This window comes from Sphingomonas sp. ATCC 31555, assembly GCF_000282895.1.
Lineage (GTDB): Bacteria > Pseudomonadota > Alphaproteobacteria > Sphingomonadales > Sphingomonadaceae > Sphingomonas.
Window position 1 is genome coordinate 63,612 of record NZ_ALBQ01000039.1, and the last position, 20,243, is coordinate 83,854.

The window sequence follows — 20,243 nt, forward strand, 5'->3', positions numbered from 1 at the left end:
TCGATAGGATTTGCGCTGCACCCGCCAAGTAACCCGACCAGCAACACCGTCAAAGTTGAATACCGCACCCTCCTCGTCACGCCTAATCCTTCAACCATTTTCGTCCGGGTGCCAAACGGTTCACCTGCCTAGCAGTTAATGCTGAAGATGATGCAACAAGGTTCGAATGACCGCAACTGGGGCGTTAGCTGCCGCGCCATCTGTCTCCGCGCGGCTGCCGCCGGGCAACCGCGCGGGCCTAGCCTATTTGAGCAGCACCAGTTCCTCGGCCATGCTCGGGTGCAGCGCCACGGTGGCGTCGAACGCGTCCTTGGTCAGTCCCGCCTTCACCGCCACGGCGGCGGCCTGCAAAATCTCCGGCGCATCCGGACCGATCATGTGCAGGCCCACCACCTTGCCGGTCACGCCGTCGCAGATCATCTTGTACAGCGCGCGCTCGTGCCGACCGGCAAGGACGTTCTTCATCGCCCGGAAGTCCGAGGTATAGACCTTCACCGAGCCCAGCTTGTTGCGCGCTTCGCCTTCCGTCATCCCCACCGCGGCGATCGGCGGGTGGCTGAACACCGCGCTCGGGATGCAGTGATAGTCGACCCGGTGCGGCTTGCCGCCGAACAGCGTGTCGGCGAAGGCCTGGCCCTCGCGGATCGCCACCGGCGTCAGCTGGACGCGATTGGTCACGTCGCCCACCGCATAGATGCTGTCGACGGTGCTGCGATTGTCCGCATCCACCTTCACCGCGCCCTTGTCGTCCAGTTCGACGCCCAGCGCCTCCAGCCCCAGCCCCTTGCTGTTGGGCACGCGGCCGGTGGCGAACAGCACGCAATCGACGTCCATCGGATCATGGCCGCTCATCGAGACGCGCAACGAACCGTCCGCCTGCTTCTCGATCTTTTCGAATTCGGCGAAGAAGCGGAAATCGATGCCCTTGGTCATCGAAATCTGGAGCAGCCGGTCGCGTACCTGCATGTCATAGCCGCGCAGGATCACGTCGCTGCGGTTGACCAGCGTCACCTTCGATCCGAACTCGTTGAAGATGCCTGCGAATTCGTTGGCGATATAGCCACCGCCGGCGATCAGCACGCGCTTCGGCAGCGTCTCTAGATGGAAGACCTCGTTAGAGGTGATGCCATATTCGCTGCCGGGGAAACTCGGCACATGGGGGTGCGCGCCGGTGGCGATCAGGATCGTCTTGGCGCGCACCGTGCGGCCGCTCGCCAGCGTCACCTCCTGCGGTCCGGTAACGGTAGCGCGCTCGTGCAGGATCTCGACGCCGTTATTCTCCAGCCCCTGGGTGTAAAGGCCGTTCAGCCGGTCCACGTCCGCCAGCACATTGTCGCGCAGCGTCGGCCAGTCGAAACGGCAATCGGGCACGTCCCAGCCGAAGCGGCGCGCATCTTTCAGGTCCTCGGCGAAATGGGCGCCGAAGATCAGCAGCTTCTTCGGCACGCAACCGCGGATCACGCAGGTACCGCCGACGCGATACTCCTCCGCCACCGCCACCTTGGCACCATAGGCCGCCGACATCCGCGACGCGCGTACACCGCCCGAACCTGCGCCGATCACGAACAGGTCGAAGTCAAAGTCGGGCATGGGTCACTCCGGAGGTGCGCCGGCGGGAAAGGCCGGGAAAAAGGGGTCGAACGAAAGATAGGGCGCGGCAGCCGAAAACAAGGGCCGCCGTCCCCGGCCGTCACCGCTTGCGGACGAACTCCGCGCGCAGGACCAGGCCCTTGATGCCGTCGAACTTGCAGTCGATCTCCTGCGCGTCGCCGGTCAGGCGGATCGACTTGATCAGCGTGCCGCGCTTCAGCGTCTGGCCGGCGCCCTTCACGGTCAGGTCCTTGATCAGCGTCACCTGGTCGCCGTCCTGCAGCAGGTTGCCCACCGAATCGCGCACTTCCACCATGTCTGCCGCATCGGCCTTGGCCGCGGCCTCGGCGGCGGGGATCCACTCCCCGCTCGCCTCGTCATAGACATATTCGTCTTCGCCGCCGCTCACGCGCCGAACGCCCGCTGGATCAGGTCGTTGGTCGAAGGATCGAAGTCGAGCCCGCCCTTGTCGGCGGCCTTTGCCATTTCCTTACCCAGCTCAACGCCGAACTGGTCAAACGGATTGATGCCGAGCAGCACGGCGTTCACGAAGGTGCGGTGCTCGTAATAGGCGATCAGCGCGCCCAGCGTGCGCGGATCGAGGCTGTCGAGCAGCAGCGTCGAGCTCGGCCGGTCGCCCGGATAGGCACGCGCCGGATCCTCATGCCCCTTGCCCGCCATCAGCGCGGCACCCTGGGCGAACATGTTGAGCAGCAGCTGGCGGTGATGCCCCTCGGCCAGCGCATCGCCCGCCTCGATCACGCCGACGAACTCGACCGGCACCAGCCGCGTGCCCTGGTGGAGCAGCTGGAACACCGCATGCTGCGCATCGGTGCCGACACCGCCCCACGTGATCGCCGCCGTGGGCCAGGTCACCAGCTCGCCCTCGGCCGTGACGCGCTTGCCGTTCGATTCCATCTCCAGCTGCTGGAGATAGCTGGGCAGCAGTTTCAGCCGCTCGTCATAGGCAAACGTCGCGCGCGTCTCGCAGCCGCGCGCCTGGCTGTAATAGAGGTCCGCGAAGGCGGCGAGCGCCGGGGCGTTCCGCGTCAGCTCGGTCAGGCGGAAATGGCGGTCCATCTCGGCCGCACCTTCGAGCAGCTCCTCGAACGCATCCCAGCCCAGCGCTAGCGCCGCCGGGAAACCGATCGACGACCAGAGCGAATAACGCCCGCCAACGCTCTCGAAGAAGGGCAGCACCCGCGTCTCGTCGACGCCCCATTCCACTGCCTTGTCGGGCGACGCGGTCAGCGCGACCACCTGGCCATAGGGATCCTCGACCCCGCCCTCGACCATCCAGGAAAGCGCGCTCTGCGCGTTGAGCATGGTCTCGGTCGTGGTGAACGTCTTGCTGGCGATCACCAGCAGCGTCGCCTGCGGATCGAACGCATCCATCGCGTTTTCCAGCGCCACGCCGTCGACATTGGAGACGATCGCCACGTCATACCGGTCCATGTCGCGGCCCAGCGCGTCGACCAGCAGGTCCGGCCCCAGCGCGGAGCCGCCGATGCCGATGTGCAGGATATGGCGGATCGGCCCCAGCGCCTCAGCCTCGATCGCATCGATCAGCGCGCGCATCCTCGCATGCTGGCTGCGGGCCCGCGCGACGCTATCGGGGGCGCCTTCATAACGCTCGGCGGTGTGCTCGGCGGCGCGGCCTTCGGTGACGTTCACCACCTCGCCGGCGAACAGCGCGTCGCGCTTCGCGGTGAAGTCCATCTGGTCGGCAAGGCTGGCGAAGGCGGCCAGCGCTTCCGCCGTCAGGTGTGTCTTCGACCAGTCGAAATGGATGCCGGCGACGTCCAGGCTCAGCCGCGACAGCCGGTCGGCGTCGGCGGCGAACAGGTCGGTGAGCTTCGCAGCGGGAAGGGATCGGATCGGCGTCCAGTCGGGCAAGGCCATGTTCATCTCCTTGGTGGCAGCGTCCCCCTATCGTCCCGCACCGGCCCATTCCAGCCTCATTCCACCGCTTGACCTCCCCGCCGCGCCCTAGCAGAGCAGTGCCCATGGAAACGCCCCCCGCCACCGAAACCGGCGCGCCGAGCCCTGCGCCCGCGCAAGCGCCTGCCGCCAAACCGGAAAAGCCGAAATCGGAATGGCGCGATCTGGCGACCTTCCTGCTCAAGCTGGCGCTGATCGTATTCATCGTGCGCAGCTTCATCTTTTCGCCGTTCAGCATCCCCAGCGAATCGATGCTGCCGCGGCTGCTGATCGGCGACTATTTGTTCATCACCAAATGGAACTACGGCTATTCGAAGCATTCGCTGCCGTGGAGCCTGCCGCTGATCCCGGGCCGCATCTTCCCCGGCACGCCGGCGCGCGGCGACGTGGTGGTGTTCAAGGCGCCGAACCATAATGGCGAAGACTGGATCAAGCGCGTCATCGGCCTGCCCGGCGATACGATCGAAATGGTGGACGGTCAGGTGATCCTGAACGGCAAGCCGGTGCCGAAGCAGCGCATCGCCGATTTCGTGCTGCCGATCTCGCCCAACTATCCGGTGGCCAGCGCCGCGACCCAGGGGCGCGGCTGCGCGCCATCGATGGTGCAGCAGGAAGCCGATGGCCACCTCGTCTGCCGAATGCCGCGCTTCCGCGAGACACTGCCGGGCGGCAAGAGCTACAATGTGCTCGATCTGGCGATGCTGGATCAGGATAATACCCAGGTCTTCACCGTGCCCGCCGGCCATGTCTTCCTGATGGGCGACAACCGCGACAATTCCACCGACAGCCGCTTCCCGCAGCCGCCTTATGGCAGCGGCATCGGCTTCGTGCCGATCGAGAATATCGAAGGCAAGGCGGTGGTGAACTTCTGGTCCACCGATGGCAGCGCCAATTGGTTCCTGCCCTGGACCTGGGTGTCCGCCGCGCGCTGGAGCCGGATCGGAGAAGGCTTCTGAGCGCGCAGGGATTGGGCGGCTGGGTCGAACGGACCTTCGGCCGCCCGGCACAGGATCTTGCCGCTTTCGAACGTGCGCTTACCCATGGCAGCCAGGCCGCCGGCAATTATCAGCGGCTGGAATTTCTCGGCGATCGGGTGCTTGGCCTGATCGTCGCCGAATGGCTGTTCGAACGCTTTCCGGACGAACCCGAAGGCGCGCTTTCGCGGCGCCTCAACGCGCTCGTCACCGGCCCGGTCTGCGCCGATGTTGCCCGCGAACTCGGCGTGGTGCCGTTCCTCCGCCTCGGCAAGCAGGCGCGCGACGACGGCGCGGCGGACAGCGACAATGTGCTGGGCGACGTGATGGAGGCGCTGATCGGCGCCTTTTACCGTGAAGCCGGGCTCGATGCGGTGCGCGGCTTCGTCCGCGGCGCCTGGGGCGAGCGGATCGATGCCCATGCCAAGGCGCCGAAGCACCCGAAGTCGGCGCTGCAGGAATGGGCAGCCGCCCGCAACCGCCGCCCGCCCGAATATGAGGTGGTCGATCGCTCGGGGCCGAACCACGCGCCACGGTTTACGGTGAAGGTTTCGGTCGGCAAGCTTGCCGAAGCCTCGGCCGAAGGCAGCAACAAGCAGGAAGCCGAAACCGCCGCCGCCGCCGCGCTGCTGGCGAAGCTGGGCGGCTGATTTCCTTGCGCCCCTCCTTCTGGAAGGAGGGTTGTGGGTGAAGGAATTCCAGAACGCAGCCTGGTCTCGGTGAGGCCCCGCCCCACCCCACCTCCTGAAGGGGAGGGGCTCAGTAGTACGCCACCCCTCGCCCCCACCCCCATTCCCCTCTACAACCGGAACCCATGACCGAACCCACATCCCAATCCTGCGGCGTCGTCGCGATCGTCGGCGCACCCAATGCCGGCAAGTCCACGCTGGTCAATGCGCTGGTCGGCCAGAAGGTGGCGATCGTCAGCCCCAAGGCGCAGACGACGCGCGCCCGGCTGATGGGCATCGCGATCGAAGGCGACGCCCAGCTCCTGCTCGTCGACACGCCCGGCATCTTCACCCCCGAACGTCGGCTGGATCGCGCGATGGTCGCCGCCGCCTGGGAAGGCGCGGAGGGCGCGGACCTGATCGCGCTCGTCGTGGATGCCAAGGGCGGCATCGGCCCGAAGGTCCACGCCATCCTCAAGAGCCTGCAGGGCCGCCCCGAGCGCAAGGTACTGATCCTGAACAAGGTCGACATTGCTGACAAGCCGCGCCTGCTGGGCCATGCGGCCAAGCTCAACGAAACGATGGCGTTCGATGAAACCTATTTCGTCTCCGCCCAGACGGGCGACGGCCTGCCCGAGCTCAAGGCGGCGCTCGCCGGGGCGATGCCCGCCGGTCCATGGCACTTCCCGGAAGACCAGGTGTCCGACGCCACCGAACGGATGATCGCCGCCGAAGTGACCCGCGAACAGCTCTACCTCCAGCTTCATGCCGAACTGCCCTATGCCAGCGCGGTGGAGACCGAGAAGTATAGCGAGCGCCAGGACGGATCGGTCGAGATCCACCAGCAGATCCTCGTTGCCCGCGACACCCAGCGCGCGATCGTGCTCGGCAAGGGCGGCGCCCGCATCAAGGAAATCGGCGCTCGCGCCCGGGCGGAGCTGTCGCGGATCATGGGCGTGCCGGTGCACCTGTATCTGCACGTCAAGGTCAACCCGAAATGGGAAGAAGATCGCAGCCTTTACCGCGAGATCGGGCTCGACTGGGTCGATTGATCGGCGTTCCGTCGCGGGCCGGCTTGGTGTAGGCACGCCCGCGATGTTCCGCCGTCCCCTGCTCGCTTCGCTGCTCCTCGGCTTCGTCTCCGCCACCGGCTTCGCGCCGTTGGAATGGTGGCCGCTGACCCTGTTGTGCTTCGCCGGCCTGTTCGCGCTGGTGTTTCGCGCGCCCGGCCTGCGGGGCGCGCTGTCGCGCGGGTGGCTGTTCGGGCTTGGCCATTTCACGCTCGGCAACAACTGGATCCAGCACGCCTTCGACTTTCAGGACAAGATGCCGCCGGCGCTCGGCTATGGCGCGGTGGTGCTGCTGGCGGTGTATCTCGCCCTCTATCCTGCCTTGGCGATGGGCGCGGCCTGGATCTTCGCGCGCCGGGTGAAGGCCCGCTCGGGCTGGGTCGAACCCGATCTCGGCTATGTCCTTGCCGCCGCCGCCGCCTGGATCGTCACCGAATGGCTGCGCGGGGTGCTGTTCACCGGCTATCCTTGGAACCCCCTGGGCGTCGTCTGGGTGCCGGTGCCGGGGGTACGCAACCTCGCCGCATGGATCGGCACCTATGCGCTGTCCGGCGTTACGGTCGCGGCGGCGGGCACGCTTTACCTGGCAACGCAGCGCCAATATCGGGCGCCCGGCGTCGTTGCCGTCGCGCTGCTCGCCCTGAACCTCGGCTGGTCGGATCGCTGCGATCGCATGCCCTGTATCAGCACGGCGAGCGGCATGCAGGTGGTGATTGTCCAGCCGAATATCGGCCAGGACGCCGTCAGCCGCCCCGATTATGCCGAGTATCTGCTCAACCGGATGATCGCGCTCAGCGGCAGGCCCGGCCCGCAGCCGCGCTTGGTCGTCTGGCCGGAAGGCATGGTCGATTACTTCGTCGAGGATGGCTATCCGCCGCAATGGTACCGTCAGGATCCGCGCCTCGTTCGTGCGCGCATCGCCGCGGTGCTCGGCCCGGGCGATCGCGCGCTGATCGGCGGTACCGCCGTCCATTTCGATCGCAGCGATACGGTTGCGGGCATCGGCAATTCGGTCTGGTCGATCGATGCCGACGGAATGCTCGGCAGCCGGTACGACAAGGCGCATCTGGTGCCCTATGGCGAATATCTCCCGATGCGGACGCTGCTCGCGCCGCTGGGGCTCGCCCGGCTGGTGATGGGCGATATCGATTATGTGCCCGGCCCCGGCCCCCGGGCGCTGGCCCTGCCCGGCTTCGGCAATGCCGGCATCCAGATCTGCTACGAGATCGTCTTTTCCGGCCAAGTGGTCGACGAAGCGCACAGGCCGGACTTCCTGTTCAATCCCTCGAACGACGCATGGTTCGGCCGCTGGGGCCCGCCGCAACATCTGGCCCAGGCCCGGCTGCGCGCGATCGAGGAAGGCCTGCCGATCCTGCGCTCCACCCCCACCGGCATCTCGGCGCTGATCGACGGCCATGGCCGGCTGCTCGGTACCGTCCCGCCGGGCCAGGCCGGCGCGGTCCGTCTGCCGCTGCCTCGCCCGCTGCCGCCGACGCTCTTTTCGAAGGTCGGCAACTGGATGGTGCTGCTCGTCGCCGCGCTTGCGGGATTGTTCGCGATTGCCATTCGGCGATGGGCTCGTTAGGGAGTTGATATAAGGAAAGCTTTATATGGGCATGGCAACGGCCCGGCAGTCCTTCCCTAACCGAGGAATTTTCATGCGTTCCAACTATCTCTTCACGTCTGAGTCCGTCTCCGAAGGCCATCCCGACAAGGTCGCCGACCAGATTTCCGACTCGATCGTCGACCTGTTCCTGTCCAAGGATCCCGAAGCCCGCATCGCTTGCGAGACGCTGACCACCACCCAGCTCGTGGTGCTTGCCGGCGAAATCCGCTGCAAGGGCGTGTACGAGAACGGTGCCTGGGCCCCGGGCGCGCAGGAAGAGATCGAGAAGACCGTCCGCGAGACGGTGAAGCGCATCGGCTATGAGCAGTCGGGCTTCCACTGGCAGACTTTCCGTTTCGAGAACAACCTGCACGGCCAGTCGGCGCACATCGCGCAGGGCGTGGACGCCAGCGGCAACAAGGACGAAGGCGCCGGCGACCAGGGCATCATGTTCGGTTTCGCCTGCGACGAGACCCCGGACCTGATGCCGGCGACGCTCTACTACAGCCACAAGATCCTCGAGCGCATGGCCGCCGACCGCCATTCGGGCGCAGCGCCGTTCCTCGAGCCCGACGCCAAGAGCCAGGTCACGCTGCGCTTCGAAAACGGCAAGCCGGTTGCAGCCACCGCCATCGTCGTCTCGACCCAGCACGCGCCGGGCTATGACGCGGGCGAGAAGGAAGCCGAGCTCCACGCCTATGTGAAGAAGGTCGTTGCCGACCTGCTCCCGGCCGAGCTGCTGTCGGACGCGACCGAGTACCATATCAACCCGACCGGCTCGTTCGAAATCGGCGGCCCGGACGGTGACGCAGGCCTCACCGGCCGCAAGATCATCGTCGACACCTATGGCGGCGCTTCGCCCCATGGCGGCGGCGCGTTCAGCGGCAAGGATCCGACCAAGGTCGATCGTTCGGCGGCGTACATCACCCGCTATCTGGCGAAGAACATCGTCGCCGCCGGCCTCGCCACGCGCTGCACGATCCAGCTCGCCTACGCCATCGGCGTGTCGAAGCCGCTGTCGCTTTATGTCGACACCCACGGCACCGGCACCGTCGGCGACGACAAGATCGAGCAGGCGATCCAGGGCATCGAGAAGCTGGGCGGCCTCACCCCGCGCGGCATCCGCACCCATCTCGGCCTCAACAAGCCGATCTATCAGCCGACCGCTGCGTACGGTCACTTCGGCCGCAAGCCCGAGGGTGACTTCTTCCCCTGGGAGCGCACCGATCTGGTCGAGGATCTGAAGGCCGCACTCGCCGCCTGATCGATCGTCGCTCGAACGCGAAGAGCCCCGCCGGCACCCGCCGCGGGGCTTTTTCGTGTCCGGTGCACACCGGGTCCGTAACGCTCCCTATAAGACTCGTCGGGACCGCCGATGGTTAACGCGGTCGAATGGGAGCATTGAATGGTTCTCGATCAGGAGGACTTGCAGCCGGCCGCCCGGCGCGGCCTGCACATCGCCTTCCGCCCGATCTACGATGTCGCGGCAGGGCGCGTCTTCGCCTATGAGGCCATGCTGCGCGGCCCCGAGGGCGAGGACGGCGACGAGGTTTTCGCGCAACTGCCGCGCGTGCATCACGCCGAACTCGATCGCCGCGTCGCGCTCGCCTCGATCTATCTGGCAATGACCGCCGGGCTGGACGAAGACAATGCCCGGCTGCTGATCCCGATCCACGCCGCCGCCGCCGCAGTGCCGGGTGCATCGCTCGCCGCCGCCAGCGATGCGGGTCGCCGCGCGGGCCTGCCCACCGAACGGATGATCTTCGCGGTGCACGGCTATGGCGATATTCCCGGCCAGCAGCTTGCCGATCTGGTTGAAGGCAATCGCCGCGCCGGCAGCCTCACCGCCTTTGTCGGCCTCGGCCATGATCCGGTGGGGTTCAACCCGTGCGTACGCTACCGCCCGGAAATGGTGCGGCTCGATCGCGAGCTGGTCGCCGGCATCGACAATAGCTGGTCGCGCCGCTTGATGCTGGAGGAACTCACCCCCAAGCTGCGCGATCACGGGATGCGCGTGATCGCCGACGGTGTGGAAAGCGACTCCGCCCTGCGCCGCCTGCGCGGCTATGGCATCTTCTACGTGCAGGGCGATCTGGTGGCGCCGCCGCTCGCCGGCATGCTTCCCCCGTCGCGCATCACCCGTCCCACCGCCAACGCATGATCGCCGTGCTTCCTGCCGCGGACCGGCAGGAAGCACGCGCCGCTCAGCGCGTCGGCACCGGCTCGGCGCCGCTATAGTCGTAGAAGCCGCGCTTGGTCTTTCGGCCGTACCATCCCGCCTCGACATATTTCACCAGCAACGGCGCCGGGCGGAACTTGGGATCGCCGGTGCCTTCGAACAGCACGCGGGTGATCTCGAGGCAGGTATCCAGCCCGATGAAGTCCGCCAGCGTGAACGGCCCCATCGGGTGGTTCAGCCCCAGCTGGCACGCCGCATCGATGTCGGGGATCGTCGCCACGCCCTCGCCCAGCGCGAAGCACGCCTCGTTGAGCATCGGCATCAGCACGCGGTTGACGATGAAGCCCGGGGCATCATTGGCATGGACGATCCGCTTGCCCAGCGATTGGCCGAACGCCTCCACCGCCGCCACCGTGGCATCGCTGGTGGCCAGGCCGCGGATCAGCTCGATCAGGCCCATCACCGGCACCGGATTGAAGAAATGCACGCCCATGAATCGCGCCGCATCGGGCGCCGCCTGCGCCAGCCGCGTGATCGGGATGGACGAGGTGTTGCTCGCCAGGATTGCATCCGCGCCCAGCGCCTTGCCAACCGTTTCGAAGATCTGGCGCTTGATCGCCTCCCGCTCGGTCGCCGCTTCGATCACCAGGTAGCACGGCGCCATCGCGGCAAGCTCGCCCACCGGCGTGATCCGGTCCAGCGCCGCCTCGGCATCGGCGGCGGAGATCTTCTCCTTCTCCACCGCGCGGTGCAGCTGCTTGCCGATGCCCGCCTTGCCGGCTTCGGCACGCGCCTGATCGACGTCTGACAACAGTACCTGATAGCCCGCCTGCGCGGCCACCTGGGCAATGCCCGCCCCCATCTGGCCCGCACCGATCACGCCCACCGTCTTCATGTCCGTCTCCTGCAAATCCTGTTGCCGCCCTACTACGCAAGCGGGCGGGGCTCGGCTAGCATCTGCGGCATGTTCCTGCCTGCCCTTGCCCTCGCCCTCGCCGCCTCCGCTCCCGGCCCGATCAAGACCTTCACCGACTGGGCGGTAGCCTGCGACAATGTCCGCCGCTGCGAGATGACGTCGCTCGAGCCGGTGGACGGCGCGACCGAAATCGACGGCACGGCCTTGTCCGTTACGCGCGAGGCGGGCCCCACCGGCGCGGTCGTCGTCACGCTCTCGCTGCCGGATACCGGCGACGGCGCGCGCCCCCTCGCCGTCGACGGCAAGCGCGTTGCCACCGGCCGAGCGGAGAAGGGCGCGCTGCGGTTCACCGGCGCGGAAGCCCTGCGCATCGCCGCCGCGCTGGCCGAAGGCCGCCGCGCCGGGGTCGAGGGCAGGGGCGGCAACGTCTCGCTTGCCGGCGCTGCCGCCGCACTGCGCTTCATCGATGCGCAACAGGGCCGGGCTGGCGGGGTCACCGCGCTGGTCGCGCGCGGAACGAAGCCGGCCACCGCCGTGCCTGCACCGCCGCCTTTGCCGGTGATCCGGGCAGTCTCTCCCGGCCGCCACGCCGCGCCGCTGTCGCGGGCGCAGCTCGCCACGCTAAACCGGATCAGCGGCTGTGCGGAAAACTATATGCCCGACTTTCCGCAGCCGGAAGCGGAGACCGGCGCGCTCGGCGGTGGCGCCACGCTGGTGCTGCTGCCCTGCGGCGCCGGCGCCTACAACCAGTCGAGCACGGTCTATGTGCTACGGGGCGGCAAGCCGGCGCTCGCACGGTTCACCGCCGCCGGCGCCGTGATGGACGAAACGCTGGTCAACGCGAGCTGGGATGCGCGCACCGGCACGCTCTCCAGCTACGCCAAGGGGCGCGGGCTCGGCGATTGCGGCGAAGCAGCGGACTATGTGTGGGACGGCACCCGCTTCCGCGCCACCGCGCTCCACCGGATGGACGATTGCCGCGGCTCGACCAACTGGCTGACCGTCTGGCGCGCCGCCGTCCGGCGCTGATTCGGCCTATTCCTCGCCTTCGCGCGGCTCGCCCTCGGTGCGACGGCGGCGATCGGCGGCCGGGTCGCCCGGCACGGGAATGCGCACGTTGCGCGGGATCGCGTCGCGCGCCTCGCCCTCCGGCACCAGCTCGCGCACGCGATCGAGATCGAGCTGCACGCCTTCCTCGTCCACCCGTACGCCCGCATCGTCGAGCGCGCCTTCCAGGTCGAAACCGTTCTCGTCGATCACATTCTCCGGCTCGGAGGGCGGTGGCGGCGGCAGCGTCAGGCCCAGTGCGCGGACCATGAAGTCGCGCCAGATATGCGCGGGCAGGCCGCCGCCCGCCGCGCCCGCCACCGGGCTGTTGTCGTCATTGCCGATCCACACGCCGACGACGAGATCGCCCGCCCAGCCGACGAACAGCGCGTCGCGCCCGTCCTGCGTCGTGCCGGTCTTGCCGAATGCCGGCACCGGCAGCGCCGCCGCCCGGCCGGTGCCCGATTGCACCACCGTTTCCAGCATCGAGCGGAGATCGTCGAGCAACCGTTCATCGAACCGGCTCGGCCCGCCCAGCCGGCGCGCCAGCCAGTCGTCGGCCGATTCCTCTTCGTCCAGCCCGCGCGGCCGCACAGGGTAGCTGCCGTTCGCCACCGCCGCATAGGCCGCCGTCAATTCCAGCAGCGATCCGGTCGAGGTCCCCAGCGCGATCGAGGCGTCGTCGCCGATCGGCGTCGAAATGCCCAGGTCGCGGGCCGCCTGCGTCACCCGGCCCACGCCCAGTTTCTGGATCAGGCGCGCGGCGACCACGTTGCTCGACTTGGCCATGGCCTGGCGCAATGTGATCCGCCCGGCATAGCGGCCGTCGCTGTTGCTGGGCTTCCACTCGCCGATCTGCACCGGCTCGTCGTCCACCATCGTGTCCGGCGTCATTCCCGAACGCAGCGCCGCCAGGTAGACGAACAGCTTGAACGCGGAGCCCGGCTGGCGTCGCGCCTGCGTTGCGCGGTTGAACGGGCTGGCGGCATAGTTGCGGCCGCCGACCATCGCCACGATACGCCCGTCCGGCCGCATCGCCACCAGCGCCACCTGCGCCTTGCCCAGGCCCGATGCCTTGATCACCCGCTCGGCGGCGTTTTGCAGCCGGGTGTCGAGCGTCGTCGTCACCGTCTGCTCGGTGGCGACGCCGCCGGCGCGATCGCGCGCCTCGGGCAGCACCCAGTCGGCGAAATAGGTGCCGCTCGGCAGCTGTTCCTCACGGTCCCGTACGCGCAGCACCGCCGGCCGCACCCGCCGCGCTTCGGCCGGCGTGATGAAGCCGGCTTCTTCCATGGCCCCGATCACCAGCCGCTGCCGCTCGCGCGCGCCGCTCAGATTGCCGGTCGGCGCCAGCCGGCTCGGCGCCTTCACCAGGCCCGCGAGCAGGCTCGCCTGGCTCAGCGTCAGCCGTTCCGGGCTGGTCGAAAAATAATGCTCCGCGGCGGCGCGCAGGCCGTAGACATTGTCGCCGAAATAGACGTTCGACAGATAGCGCGAGAGGATCTCGTCCTTGGTCAGCCAGCCTTCCAGCCAGAAGGCGATCAGCACTTCCTGCGCCTTGCGCCCGAAGGTGCGGCGCGAATTGAGGAAGGCGTTCTTGGCCAGCTGCTGCGTGATCGTGCTGCCGCCCTGCGAACCGCCGTCCGAGCTCAGATTGTGATAGAAGGCGCGGGCGATGCCGCGCGGGTCGACGCCCCAATGGCCATAGAAGCGCCGGTCCTCGATCGCGATGAACGCCTGCGCCACATGCGGCGGCAGCTTCGCCACGTCGACCGGGGCCGCGATCACTGCGCCGCGCCGGGCGATGGGCGTGCCATCGGCGGCTAGCAGCGTGATCGAAGGCGGCGCGGGCGGCCGCAGCGATTTGGAAAGCGGCGCGGTGATCGCCAGCCAGGCGACCGCGGCGATGAACAGCAGGATGCAGACGGCCAGGCCGCGGACGATCCACCGGCCCCAGCGGATCCGGCGACGGCCGGACGCGCCGGGCGGCAGCTCGTCGCCGCCGTCGAAACCGCCGCCTCCGCCATATCCCGGTCGCAATGGCTCTGCCGCTGCGGCAGTTTCGCCCGCTCCCATGCCGGGGCGCCAGATCGGCTCGCGCTTGTCGCGCCGTCCCTGCGGCCGCCAGCCTTGAGGTTGCGCCACATCGTCGTCGGCGCCATCGCGCCGCAACGGGAATCGACTATCGGGGATACCGGGCTCGCGCGCCATCCGCCCGCTTTAGCCGAGTATCTGTGTTATCGCAATAACACACGTAGTATTTGGCGGGGTACCGGGCATTTTCCGTCTACCCGAAGGCGCGGAGGACGCGAGACAGGCCTCGTCAGCGAACAGCGCGGAAACGAAGCAGGCGGAGTCTGCATTATAGGCAAACCGCCTCTGCGTTCTCTGCGCCTCTGCGCGAAAGAAACGTCTTCGTGCCTTTTCGCTTTCACGGAAAAAAACAGATGCCGCTCGGCCAGCCGCTCAGGCCTCCAGCTCGATGTCCCAGTAGAGCCAGTCGCGCCAGGTTTCGTGCAGATGGTTGGGGGGGAAGCGCCGGCCATGTTCCTGGAGCTGCCAGCTCGTCGGCCGGATCGGCTGGATGTGGAGCGGCATGCCGGCCTGGAGGGGAGTGCGGCCGCCCTTTTTCAGGTTGCAGGGGGCGCAGGCGGTGGCGACATTTTCCCAGGTGGTGCGCCCGCCCTGGGCGCGGGGAATGACGTGGTCGAAGGTGAGGTCCCGGTGCGATCCGCAATATTGGCAGGCGAACTTGTCGCGAAGGAACAGATTGAACCGGGTGAAGGCGGGGAATTGCGAAGGTCGAACATATTGTTTGAGCGCGATGACCGAAGGAAGCTTCAGCCTCGCGCTGGGACTTCGGACCTCCCGCTCGTAATAGGAGACGACGTCCACACGGTCGAGAAAGATCGCCTTGATCGCCGTCTGCCAGGGCCACACGCTCAGCGGATAATAGCTCAGCGGCGTATAGTCGGCGTTGAGCACGAGCGCCGGGCACCCATCGGGATGGCGTATAAGATCGGGATGGTACATGCGGTCCCTCACCCTCGATTTCGGTGCCTCGCCTCTTGCGCAGAAGCGTGACGTCCGCATGACAGCATATGCCGCGACTCGCGGTCAAGAGCCACATTCATGATTATCCACACCCGTTTCGCGCCCAGCCCCACCGGTCGACTGCACCTCGGCCACGCCTTTTCCGCGCTTCAGGCACATGATTTCGCGCGGGCGCAGGCGGGTCGTTTCACGCTGCGTATCGAGGATATCGACGGCACCCGCTCGCGCCCCGAACATGTCGCGGCGATCCTGGCCGATCTCGCCTGGCTGGGGCTGGCATGGGACGAACCGCCGGTCTTCCAGTCGCAGCGCCTGCCTCTCTACCAGGCGGCGCTCGAGCGGCTGCGCGCCATGGGCCTGCTCTATCCCTGTTTCTGCACCCGCGCGGATATCGCGGCGAGTCTCTCCGCGCCGCACGGCCCCGAAGGCGCGCTATATCCCGGAACCTGCCGCGGCCTCGCCGCGCCCGATCTGGCGCGCCCGCACAGCTGGCGGCTGGACATGGCCGCCGCCGTTGCCCGCACCGGCCCGCTCGTCTGGCACGATGCCGTGGCCGGCGCGGTCGCCGCCGATCCGCTGCGCCATGGCGACGTGATCCTGGCCCGCAAGGATGCGCCGGCCAGCTATCATCTCGCCGTGACGGTCGATGATGCCGCGCAGGGCATCAGCCATGTCGTGCGCGGCACGGACCTGTTCGCCGCCACCCATGTCCACCGCCTGCTGCAGGCGCTGCTCGATCTGCCGACGCCCGAGTATCGCCACCACGCGCTGCTCGCCGGCCCGGACGGCACCCGCCTCGCCAAGCGGCACGGCGCGCCCACGCTCGAATCACTGCGGCTGGCGGGCGAGGACGGCGCGGCGCTCGCCGACCGACTGCGCAAAGGGGAAGTACCGGTTGGCTTCACGGCAATACAGGCGTAGGTTGCCGGCATGTGGCTTCTTGCGATCCTGTTCATTGCGGCGATCCTCACGACGCTGTTCTTCCTCATCAAGGGGCTGGTCACGATGGCCGGCACCACCAGTCAGGATCTGGAAGGCACCGGCCCCAGCGAACGCGCGATCCGATCGAACAAGCTGATGCAGAAGCGCATCCTGTTTCAGGCGGTGGCGATCGGGCTTGCCGCGCTGATCCTGCTGATCGCCTCCGCCAAGAGCTGAGCGCCGACCGCAGGGGCGGGCGTCATTGCTCCGGCGTCTTCGCGGGATTGATGAAAATCTCTTCGATGGCGAGGCCGAACAGGTCGGCGATCTTGAAGGCGAGCGGCAGCGAAGGGTCGTAGCGACCCGTCTCGATTGCGTTAACGCTCTGGCGCGACACCTCCAGCCGCTCGGCCAGGTCCTGCTGGCTCCACGCCCGCTCGGCGCGCAGCGCGCGGAGGCGGTTGTTCATGCCACGTCTCCCATGCGGTCGCGCCAGGCGAGCACGCATTGCGCCAGGCCCCAGCTGCCGCACCACAGCGGGAACGCCCAGAATACGTCGATCTGGCCGATCGCCCGGTAGATCTGCAGGAAGCCGAGCACTGCCGAGATCGCCAGCACCACCGCGATTCCGAACAGCATCGCCGTGACGATCCGCTGGCGCAGATATTCGTCCGTCTCCTCGTGGACATAGCAGCCGATCACGACGAGCAGCACGACGATCGCCAGCGCCGGCACCAGCGCAATCGCGATCAGCGCCGCGCCCTTGGGTTGGAGCAGGGCGACAGCAACGCTCGCCCCCATCACCGCGACGACATAGCCGATCATCGTCGGCACGAAGCGCTTCAGATAGCGCTGGGCAGCGGGTGTCTGCGAAACCATGCAAAGCCTCCTTACGGGTTGACAAGGAAACTTTACGTCAACCACGCTTTACATGTCAAGCGAGGTTTACATGGGCACTCCCGGCATGGGGAGGAATTCACTTGGCGAGCCGCGCCACCATCTCTTCGGCGAGCAGGCTGAGCGTATCATCCCGCGCGCCCATCACGACGATGCGGTCGCCCGGCCGCGCCTGCGCCACCAGATGCGCCGCCGCCGCCGCGCGATCGGGGATGTGCACTGCCTGCGCGCCCGTCGCCGCCACCGCCGCGACGATATCGGCGCTGGTCACTTCGCGCGTCACCGTGCCGCCCTGATAGACCGGGTCCGGCAGCACCAGCACGTCCTCACGCCCCAGCTTGGTCGCGAACATCGCAACCAGCTCGCGCCGCATTACCTTGAGCGGACCATAGCCGTGCGGCTGGAACAGAAGCAGCAGCCGCCCCGGAAAGGCGTGCAGCGTATCGAGCGTCGCGGCGATCTTGTCCGGGTTGTGCCCGAAATCGTCGATGACGGACACGCCGCCCGCCTCGCCGACCAGCTCGAAGCGCCGCCGCAGCCCGGTGAAGCCCTCGACGGCCTTACACGCATCCTCCAGTGATACCCCCGCCGCCGTCGCTGCACCGATCGCCGCCAGCGCGTTGGCGACATTGTGCCGCCCCGGCACCTGCAGCCGCACCCGTCGCACCGTCTCGCCCGTCGCCAGATCGAACGAAACCGCGAACGCCTCGGGCGCCAGGTTCCGCGCCGTCAGGTCCGCCTCGCCCTCCACCGCGAAGGTCAGCGTCCGCCCCCGGTCCAGCCCCGCCGCCAGTGCGGCGCTCTCGGCATCGCCGACATTGACCACCGTCGTCGCCGCCTTGCCCGCAAAGGCGCCGAACAACAGCCGCAATTCCTCCAGCGACTTATGGTCGAGGCTGACATTGTTGAGCACCGCGATCCGCGGCCAGTAATTGGCGATCGATCCGTCGCTCTCGTCCACCTCGCTGACAAAGGCGTCGCCCGCCCCCACCAGCGCACTGGCGAACGGCGCATCCGGCCCCGCGAAATTCTTCATCACCGCGCCGTTCATCACCGTGGGATCGCGCCCGCAGGCGTGGAGGATCCAGCCGATCATGCCGGTCACCGTCGACTTGCCGCTGGTCCCCGCCACCCCGATCGGCAGCGCCGCCGCGTTGAACAGGCTCGCCAGCAGTTCGGCCCGCGACATCCGCGCACAGCCCAGTTCGGCCGCGCGCACCATGTCCGGCACGCTCGGCTCGATCGCGGCGGAGGCGACCACCACCTGCTCGGCCGATTGGATCCCGCTGCCATCCTGCGGGAACAGCGCCACGCCCTTGGCCTTCAGCCAGTCGAACTTGGCGGGCAGCCGCCCGCTGTCGAGGCTGCGGTCCGATCCCGATACCTGGGTCCCCCGGCCGGCGAGGATCATCGCCAGCGGCATCATCCCCGAACCGCCGATCCCTACGAAGAAGGTTGCTTTGCCATGCTGCATCGGCACGCTATCGGCAATTCGAGGAGACCATACAAGCATATGCGGATCGGAGTCGTCGCGCCGGCGCGGCCAGTTACCCGGGAATCGTCAGCGCGGATGGCCGCCTTCATGGCGCTCACCTATCCCGAACACGAAATCGTGTTCCACCCGCAATGCTATCTGTCGGCGGGCCATTTCGCCGGCACCGATGCCGAGCGTGCGGCGGCGTTCCTGGAAGTCGCCAACGATCCGACGATCGACGCCATCTGGTTCGCGCGCGGCGGCTATGGATCGAACCGCATCCTCGACGCGGTGATGCCGCACCTGGGCGAGGCGGCGCGGCGCAAGACCTATATGGGCTTTTCCGACATGGGGTTCGTGCTGGGCGCGCTCTACGCCCGCGGCATCGGCCACCCGGTCCATGCCTCGATGGCGAGCAGCATCGGCACGAACGATCCGGGCCGCGATACCGGCTGGGCGCTCGGCTGGCTGATCGAGCGCGATCGCCGCGGCCTCGATCCCGCGCTGGCCGACGGCCGCCCCGCTGCCGCCTTCAACCTCTCGATCCTCACCGCGCTGATCGGCAGCAAATATCTGCCCGACCTCACCGATCATGTGCTGATGATCGAGGAAGTCGACGAGCCGCTCTACCGGATCGACCGGATGCTGTTCAACATGGCCCATGCCGAACAGCTCAAGGGCATTGCCGGCATCCGCCTCGGCGCGGTGACTGCGATCGCCGAGAACGACCCGCCCTTCGGCGAGACGATCGACGAGATGATCCTGCGCTGGTGCCGCGAGATGGAGGTGCCCTATCTCGGCCGCTGCGCGATCGGGCATGTCTCGACCAATCGCGTCGTGCCGTTCGGCGTCGCATGAGCCCCGATCCGCACGCCCTGCGCGAACGCCACGGCGCCGTAGCGCTGCTCGCCCACCCCTCGCCGATCGGGCGGCTGGAACGGCTGGAGGCGGCGCTCGGCACGGCGGTACGGATCTATGTGAAGCGCGACGACGTGGCCGGCATCGGCGGCGGCGGCAACAAGCTGCGCAAGCTCGAATTCCTGCTCGGCGACGCGATCGCGCAGGGCTGCGACACCTTTGTCACCACCGGCGGGCTGCAATCGAACCATGCCCGGCTGAGCGCGGCGGCGGCGGCACGGATGGGCCTCGCCTGCGAGTTGGTGTTGGCCGATGTCGTCCCGCGCCACGACGCCGACTATCGCGGCAACGGCAATTTGCTGCTCGACGCGATCTTCGGCGCGACCGTCCACCGCGTCCCCGGCGACACCGATCGGCCCGCCCTCCTGCACGCCCGCGCCGAGGCGCTGCGGGCGGCGGGCGGCAAGGCCTATGTGGTCGGCGCGGGCGGGTCGTCGCCGGTCGGCGCGCTCGGCTATGTCGCCTGCGCCTGGGAGATCCTCGCGCAAGAGGCGGCGCTGGGCGAGCGCTTCGCCCGCATCGTCGTCCCCAATGGCAGCGCCGGCACCCATGCGGGCCTCGCCGCCGGCATGGCGGCGGCGGGGGAGGACGCGGCGCGCGTCCAGTCCTACGCCGTCCTCGCCACCCCCGAGGCCGCCCATGCCGACACGCTGGCGCTGGCCCAGACGACGCTCGCCGCCAACGCCCTGCCGGGCAGCGTGACGGCGGAAGAGGTGGTGATCAACGGCAGCCAGCGGGGCGAAGGCTATGGCATCCCCACGCCGGCGATGCGCGAAGCGGTGGAACTGCTCGCCCGCACCGAGGGCCTGCTGCTCGACCCCGTCTACAGCGGCAAGGCGTTCGCCGGGCTGCTCGCGGCGATCCGCGGCGGCGCATTCCAGCCGGGCGAGGCGGTGCTGTACGTCATGACCGGCGGCGTGCCGGGGTTGTTTGCGTATCGGGAGGTGTTTGGGGGCCATGGGTCAGAGCCGCAACCGTAGTGCGCCTC

General features: G+C 68.0%; 20 protein-coding genes. 11 read left to right on the plus strand and 9 right to left on the minus strand.

The features are described from left to right. Window positions 1–243 precede the first annotated feature (243 nt). The 3 genes from gorA to pgi all read right to left on the minus strand — a co-directional run bounded on the left by gorA (window position 244) and on the right by pgi (window position 3,492). Window positions 244–1,590 carry a glutathione-disulfide reductase gene (gene gorA, locus B215_RS0114990; RefSeq protein ID WP_019370462.1) on the minus strand — a complete coding sequence of 449 codons (1,347 nt, stop codon included), beginning with the start codon at window positions 1,588–1,590 and terminating at the stop codon, window positions 244–246. A gap of 100 nt (window positions 1,591–1,690) precedes the next feature. Then, on the minus strand, window positions 1,691–1,999 hold the full coding sequence (locus B215_RS0114995) for an alkylphosphonate utilization protein (protein WP_019370463.1): 309 nt from the start codon (window positions 1,997–1,999) through the stop codon (window positions 1,691–1,693). Beyond that, window positions 1,996–3,492 (minus strand): glucose-6-phosphate isomerase, encoded by a 1,497-nt coding sequence (gene pgi, locus B215_RS0115000; protein WP_037513889.1) that lies wholly within the window; start codon window positions 3,490–3,492, stop codon window positions 1,996–1,998. The genes B215_RS0114995 and pgi overlap by 4 nt, the downstream gene beginning before the upstream one ends. A 104-nt stretch (window positions 3,493–3,596) precedes the next feature. On the opposite strand from pgi, the gene lepB reads away from it, so the two are divergent. The 6 genes from lepB to B215_RS0115030 all read left to right on the plus strand — a co-directional run bounded on the left by lepB (window position 3,597) and on the right by B215_RS0115030 (window position 10,010). Then, on the plus strand, window positions 3,597–4,487 hold the full coding sequence (gene lepB, locus B215_RS0115005) for a signal peptidase I (protein ID WP_019370465.1): 891 nt from the start codon (window positions 3,597–3,599) through the stop codon (window positions 4,485–4,487). 11 nt (window positions 4,488–4,498) lie between these two features. Next, window positions 4,499–5,155 (plus strand): ribonuclease III, encoded by a 657-nt coding sequence (gene rnc / locus B215_RS0115010; RefSeq protein ID WP_019370466.1) that lies wholly within the window; start codon window positions 4,499–4,501, stop codon window positions 5,153–5,155. A gap of 164 nt (window positions 5,156–5,319) precedes the next feature. Beyond that, a complete protein-coding gene (era, locus tag B215_RS0115015; protein WP_019370467.1) occupies window positions 5,320–6,225 on the plus strand; it encodes a GTPase Era in 906 nt (301 codons plus the stop codon). Between the two features lie 43 nt (window positions 6,226–6,268). Further along, window positions 6,269–7,828, plus strand: a complete 1,560-nt coding sequence (gene lnt / locus B215_RS0115020; RefSeq protein WP_019370468.1) for an apolipoprotein N-acyltransferase — start codon at window positions 6,269–6,271, stop codon at window positions 7,826–7,828. A 73-nt stretch (window positions 7,829–7,901) separates the two neighbouring features. Next, window positions 7,902–9,113, plus strand: a complete 1,212-nt coding sequence (gene metK / locus B215_RS0115025) for a methionine adenosyltransferase (protein WP_019370469.1) — start codon at window positions 7,902–7,904, stop codon at window positions 9,111–9,113. A gap of 141 nt (window positions 9,114–9,254) precedes the next feature. Beyond that, entirely contained in the window at window positions 9,255–10,010 is a 756-nt protein-coding gene (locus B215_RS0115030) for an EAL domain-containing protein (RefSeq protein ID WP_019370470.1), read from the plus strand. Between the two features lie 43 nt (window positions 10,011–10,053). On the opposite strand, the gene B215_RS0115035 is transcribed toward B215_RS0115030, so the two are convergent. Continuing rightward, complete coding sequence (locus B215_RS0115035) at window positions 10,054–10,923, minus strand: 3-hydroxyacyl-CoA dehydrogenase NAD-binding domain-containing protein (protein ID WP_019370471.1); 870 nt, start codon at window positions 10,921–10,923, stop codon at window positions 10,054–10,056. Window positions 10,924–10,992: 69 nt separating this feature from the next. Here B215_RS0115035 and B215_RS0115040 point away from each other — a divergent pair, with 69 nt between their 5' ends. Continuing rightward, window positions 10,993–11,973: a DUF1176 domain-containing protein gene (locus tag B215_RS0115040; protein WP_019370472.1), complete on the plus strand. Its 981-nt coding sequence runs from the start codon at window positions 10,993–10,995 to the stop codon at window positions 11,971–11,973. Between the two features lie 6 nt (window positions 11,974–11,979). On the opposite strand, the gene B215_RS0115045 is transcribed toward B215_RS0115040, so the two are convergent. Both B215_RS0115045 and B215_RS0115050 read right to left on the minus strand, forming a co-directional pair. After that, window positions 11,980–14,202: a transglycosylase domain-containing protein gene (locus tag B215_RS0115045; RefSeq protein ID WP_236704480.1), complete on the minus strand. Its 2,223-nt coding sequence runs from the start codon at window positions 14,200–14,202 to the stop codon at window positions 11,980–11,982. Window positions 14,203–14,457: 255 nt separating this feature from the next. Further along, complete coding sequence (locus B215_RS0115050; protein ID WP_019370474.1) at window positions 14,458–15,024, minus strand: HNH endonuclease; 567 nt, start codon at window positions 15,022–15,024, stop codon at window positions 14,458–14,460. Window positions 15,025–15,123: 99 nt separating this feature from the next. Between B215_RS0115050 and gluQRS the strand changes: the two genes are divergently transcribed. Both gluQRS and B215_RS0115060 read left to right on the plus strand, forming a co-directional pair. Next, entirely contained in the window at window positions 15,124–15,966 is an 843-nt protein-coding gene (gene gluQRS / locus B215_RS0115055) for a tRNA glutamyl-Q(34) synthetase GluQRS (protein WP_019370475.1), read from the plus strand. 9 nt (window positions 15,967–15,975) lie between these two features. After that, window positions 15,976–16,203: an HIG1 domain-containing protein gene (locus B215_RS0115060; RefSeq protein ID WP_019370476.1), complete on the plus strand. Its 228-nt coding sequence runs from the start codon at window positions 15,976–15,978 to the stop codon at window positions 16,201–16,203. Between the two features lie 22 nt (window positions 16,204–16,225). Here the strand turns inward: B215_RS0115060 and B215_RS0115065 are convergent, their stop codons facing one another. From B215_RS0115065 to B215_RS0115075, 3 genes are all read right to left on the minus strand, one after another. Next, a complete protein-coding gene (locus B215_RS0115065; protein ID WP_019370477.1) occupies window positions 16,226–16,435 on the minus strand; it encodes a helix-turn-helix transcriptional regulator in 210 nt (69 codons plus the stop codon). Then, window positions 16,432–16,845, minus strand: a complete 414-nt coding sequence (locus B215_RS0115070; RefSeq protein WP_019370478.1) for a hypothetical protein — start codon at window positions 16,843–16,845, stop codon at window positions 16,432–16,434. Before B215_RS0115070 ends, B215_RS0115065 begins: the two co-directional genes overlap by 4 nt. Before the next feature lie 97 nt (window positions 16,846–16,942). Continuing rightward, window positions 16,943–18,337 carry a glutamate ligase domain-containing protein gene (locus B215_RS0115075; RefSeq protein WP_019370479.1) on the minus strand — a complete coding sequence of 465 codons (1,395 nt, stop codon included), beginning with the start codon at window positions 18,335–18,337 and terminating at the stop codon, window positions 16,943–16,945. A 39-nt stretch (window positions 18,338–18,376) separates the two neighbouring features. On the opposite strand from B215_RS0115075, the gene B215_RS0115080 reads away from it, so the two are divergent. Together B215_RS0115080 and B215_RS0115085 are read left to right on the plus strand one after the other, a co-directional pair. Then, complete coding sequence (locus B215_RS0115080; RefSeq protein WP_026009295.1) at window positions 18,377–19,195, plus strand: LD-carboxypeptidase; 819 nt, start codon at window positions 18,377–18,379, stop codon at window positions 19,193–19,195. After that, entirely contained in the window at window positions 19,192–20,235 is a 1,044-nt protein-coding gene (locus tag B215_RS0115085) for a D-cysteine desulfhydrase family protein (RefSeq protein ID WP_019370481.1), read from the plus strand. Before B215_RS0115080 ends, B215_RS0115085 begins: the two co-directional genes overlap by 4 nt. Window positions 20,236–20,243: the final 8 nt, after the last annotated feature.

Coding starts and splice junctions, on each gene's coding strand:
- gorA (WP_019370462.1), bottom strand. CDS start 1,590: ATGCCCGACTTTGACTTCGACCTGTTCGTGATCGGCGCAGGTTCGGGC.
- pgi (WP_037513889.1), bottom strand. CDS start 3,492: ATGGCCTTGCCCGACTGGACGCCGATCCGATCCCTTCCCGCTGCGAAG.
- lepB (WP_019370465.1), top strand. CDS start 3,597: ATGGAAACGCCCCCCGCCACCGAAACCGGCGCGCCGAGCCCTGCGCCC.
- era (WP_019370467.1), top strand. CDS start 5,320: ATGACCGAACCCACATCCCAATCCTGCGGCGTCGTCGCGATCGTCGGC.
- lnt (WP_019370468.1), top strand. CDS start 6,269: ATGTTCCGCCGTCCCCTGCTCGCTTCGCTGCTCCTCGGCTTCGTCTCC.
- metK (WP_019370469.1), top strand. CDS start 7,902: ATGCGTTCCAACTATCTCTTCACGTCTGAGTCCGTCTCCGAAGGCCAT.
- B215_RS0115030 (WP_019370470.1), top strand. CDS start 9,255: ATGGTTCTCGATCAGGAGGACTTGCAGCCGGCCGCCCGGCGCGGCCTG.
- B215_RS0115035 (WP_019370471.1), bottom strand. CDS start 10,923: ATGAAGACGGTGGGCGTGATCGGTGCGGGCCAGATGGGGGCGGGCATT.
- B215_RS0115040 (WP_019370472.1), top strand. CDS start 10,993: ATGTTCCTGCCTGCCCTTGCCCTCGCCCTCGCCGCCTCCGCTCCCGGC.
- B215_RS0115045 (WP_236704480.1), bottom strand. CDS start 14,202: ATGGCGCGCGAGCCCGGTATCCCCGATAGTCGATTCCCGTTGCGGCGC.
- B215_RS0115050 (WP_019370474.1), bottom strand. CDS start 15,024: ATGTACCATCCCGATCTTATACGCCATCCCGATGGGTGCCCGGCGCTC.
- gluQRS (WP_019370475.1), top strand. CDS start 15,124: ATGATTATCCACACCCGTTTCGCGCCCAGCCCCACCGGTCGACTGCAC.
- B215_RS0115060 (WP_019370476.1), top strand. CDS start 15,976: ATGTGGCTTCTTGCGATCCTGTTCATTGCGGCGATCCTCACGACGCTG.
- B215_RS0115065 (WP_019370477.1), bottom strand. CDS start 16,435: ATGAACAACCGCCTCCGCGCGCTGCGCGCCGAGCGGGCGTGGAGCCAG.
- B215_RS0115070 (WP_019370478.1), bottom strand. CDS start 16,845: ATGGTTTCGCAGACACCCGCTGCCCAGCGCTATCTGAAGCGCTTCGTG.
- B215_RS0115075 (WP_019370479.1), bottom strand. CDS start 18,337: ATGCAGCATGGCAAAGCAACCTTCTTCGTAGGGATCGGCGGTTCGGGG.
- B215_RS0115080 (WP_026009295.1), top strand. CDS start 18,377: ATGCGGATCGGAGTCGTCGCGCCGGCGCGGCCAGTTACCCGGGAATCG.
- B215_RS0115085 (WP_019370481.1), top strand. CDS start 19,192: ATGAGCCCCGATCCGCACGCCCTGCGCGAACGCCACGGCGCCGTAGCG.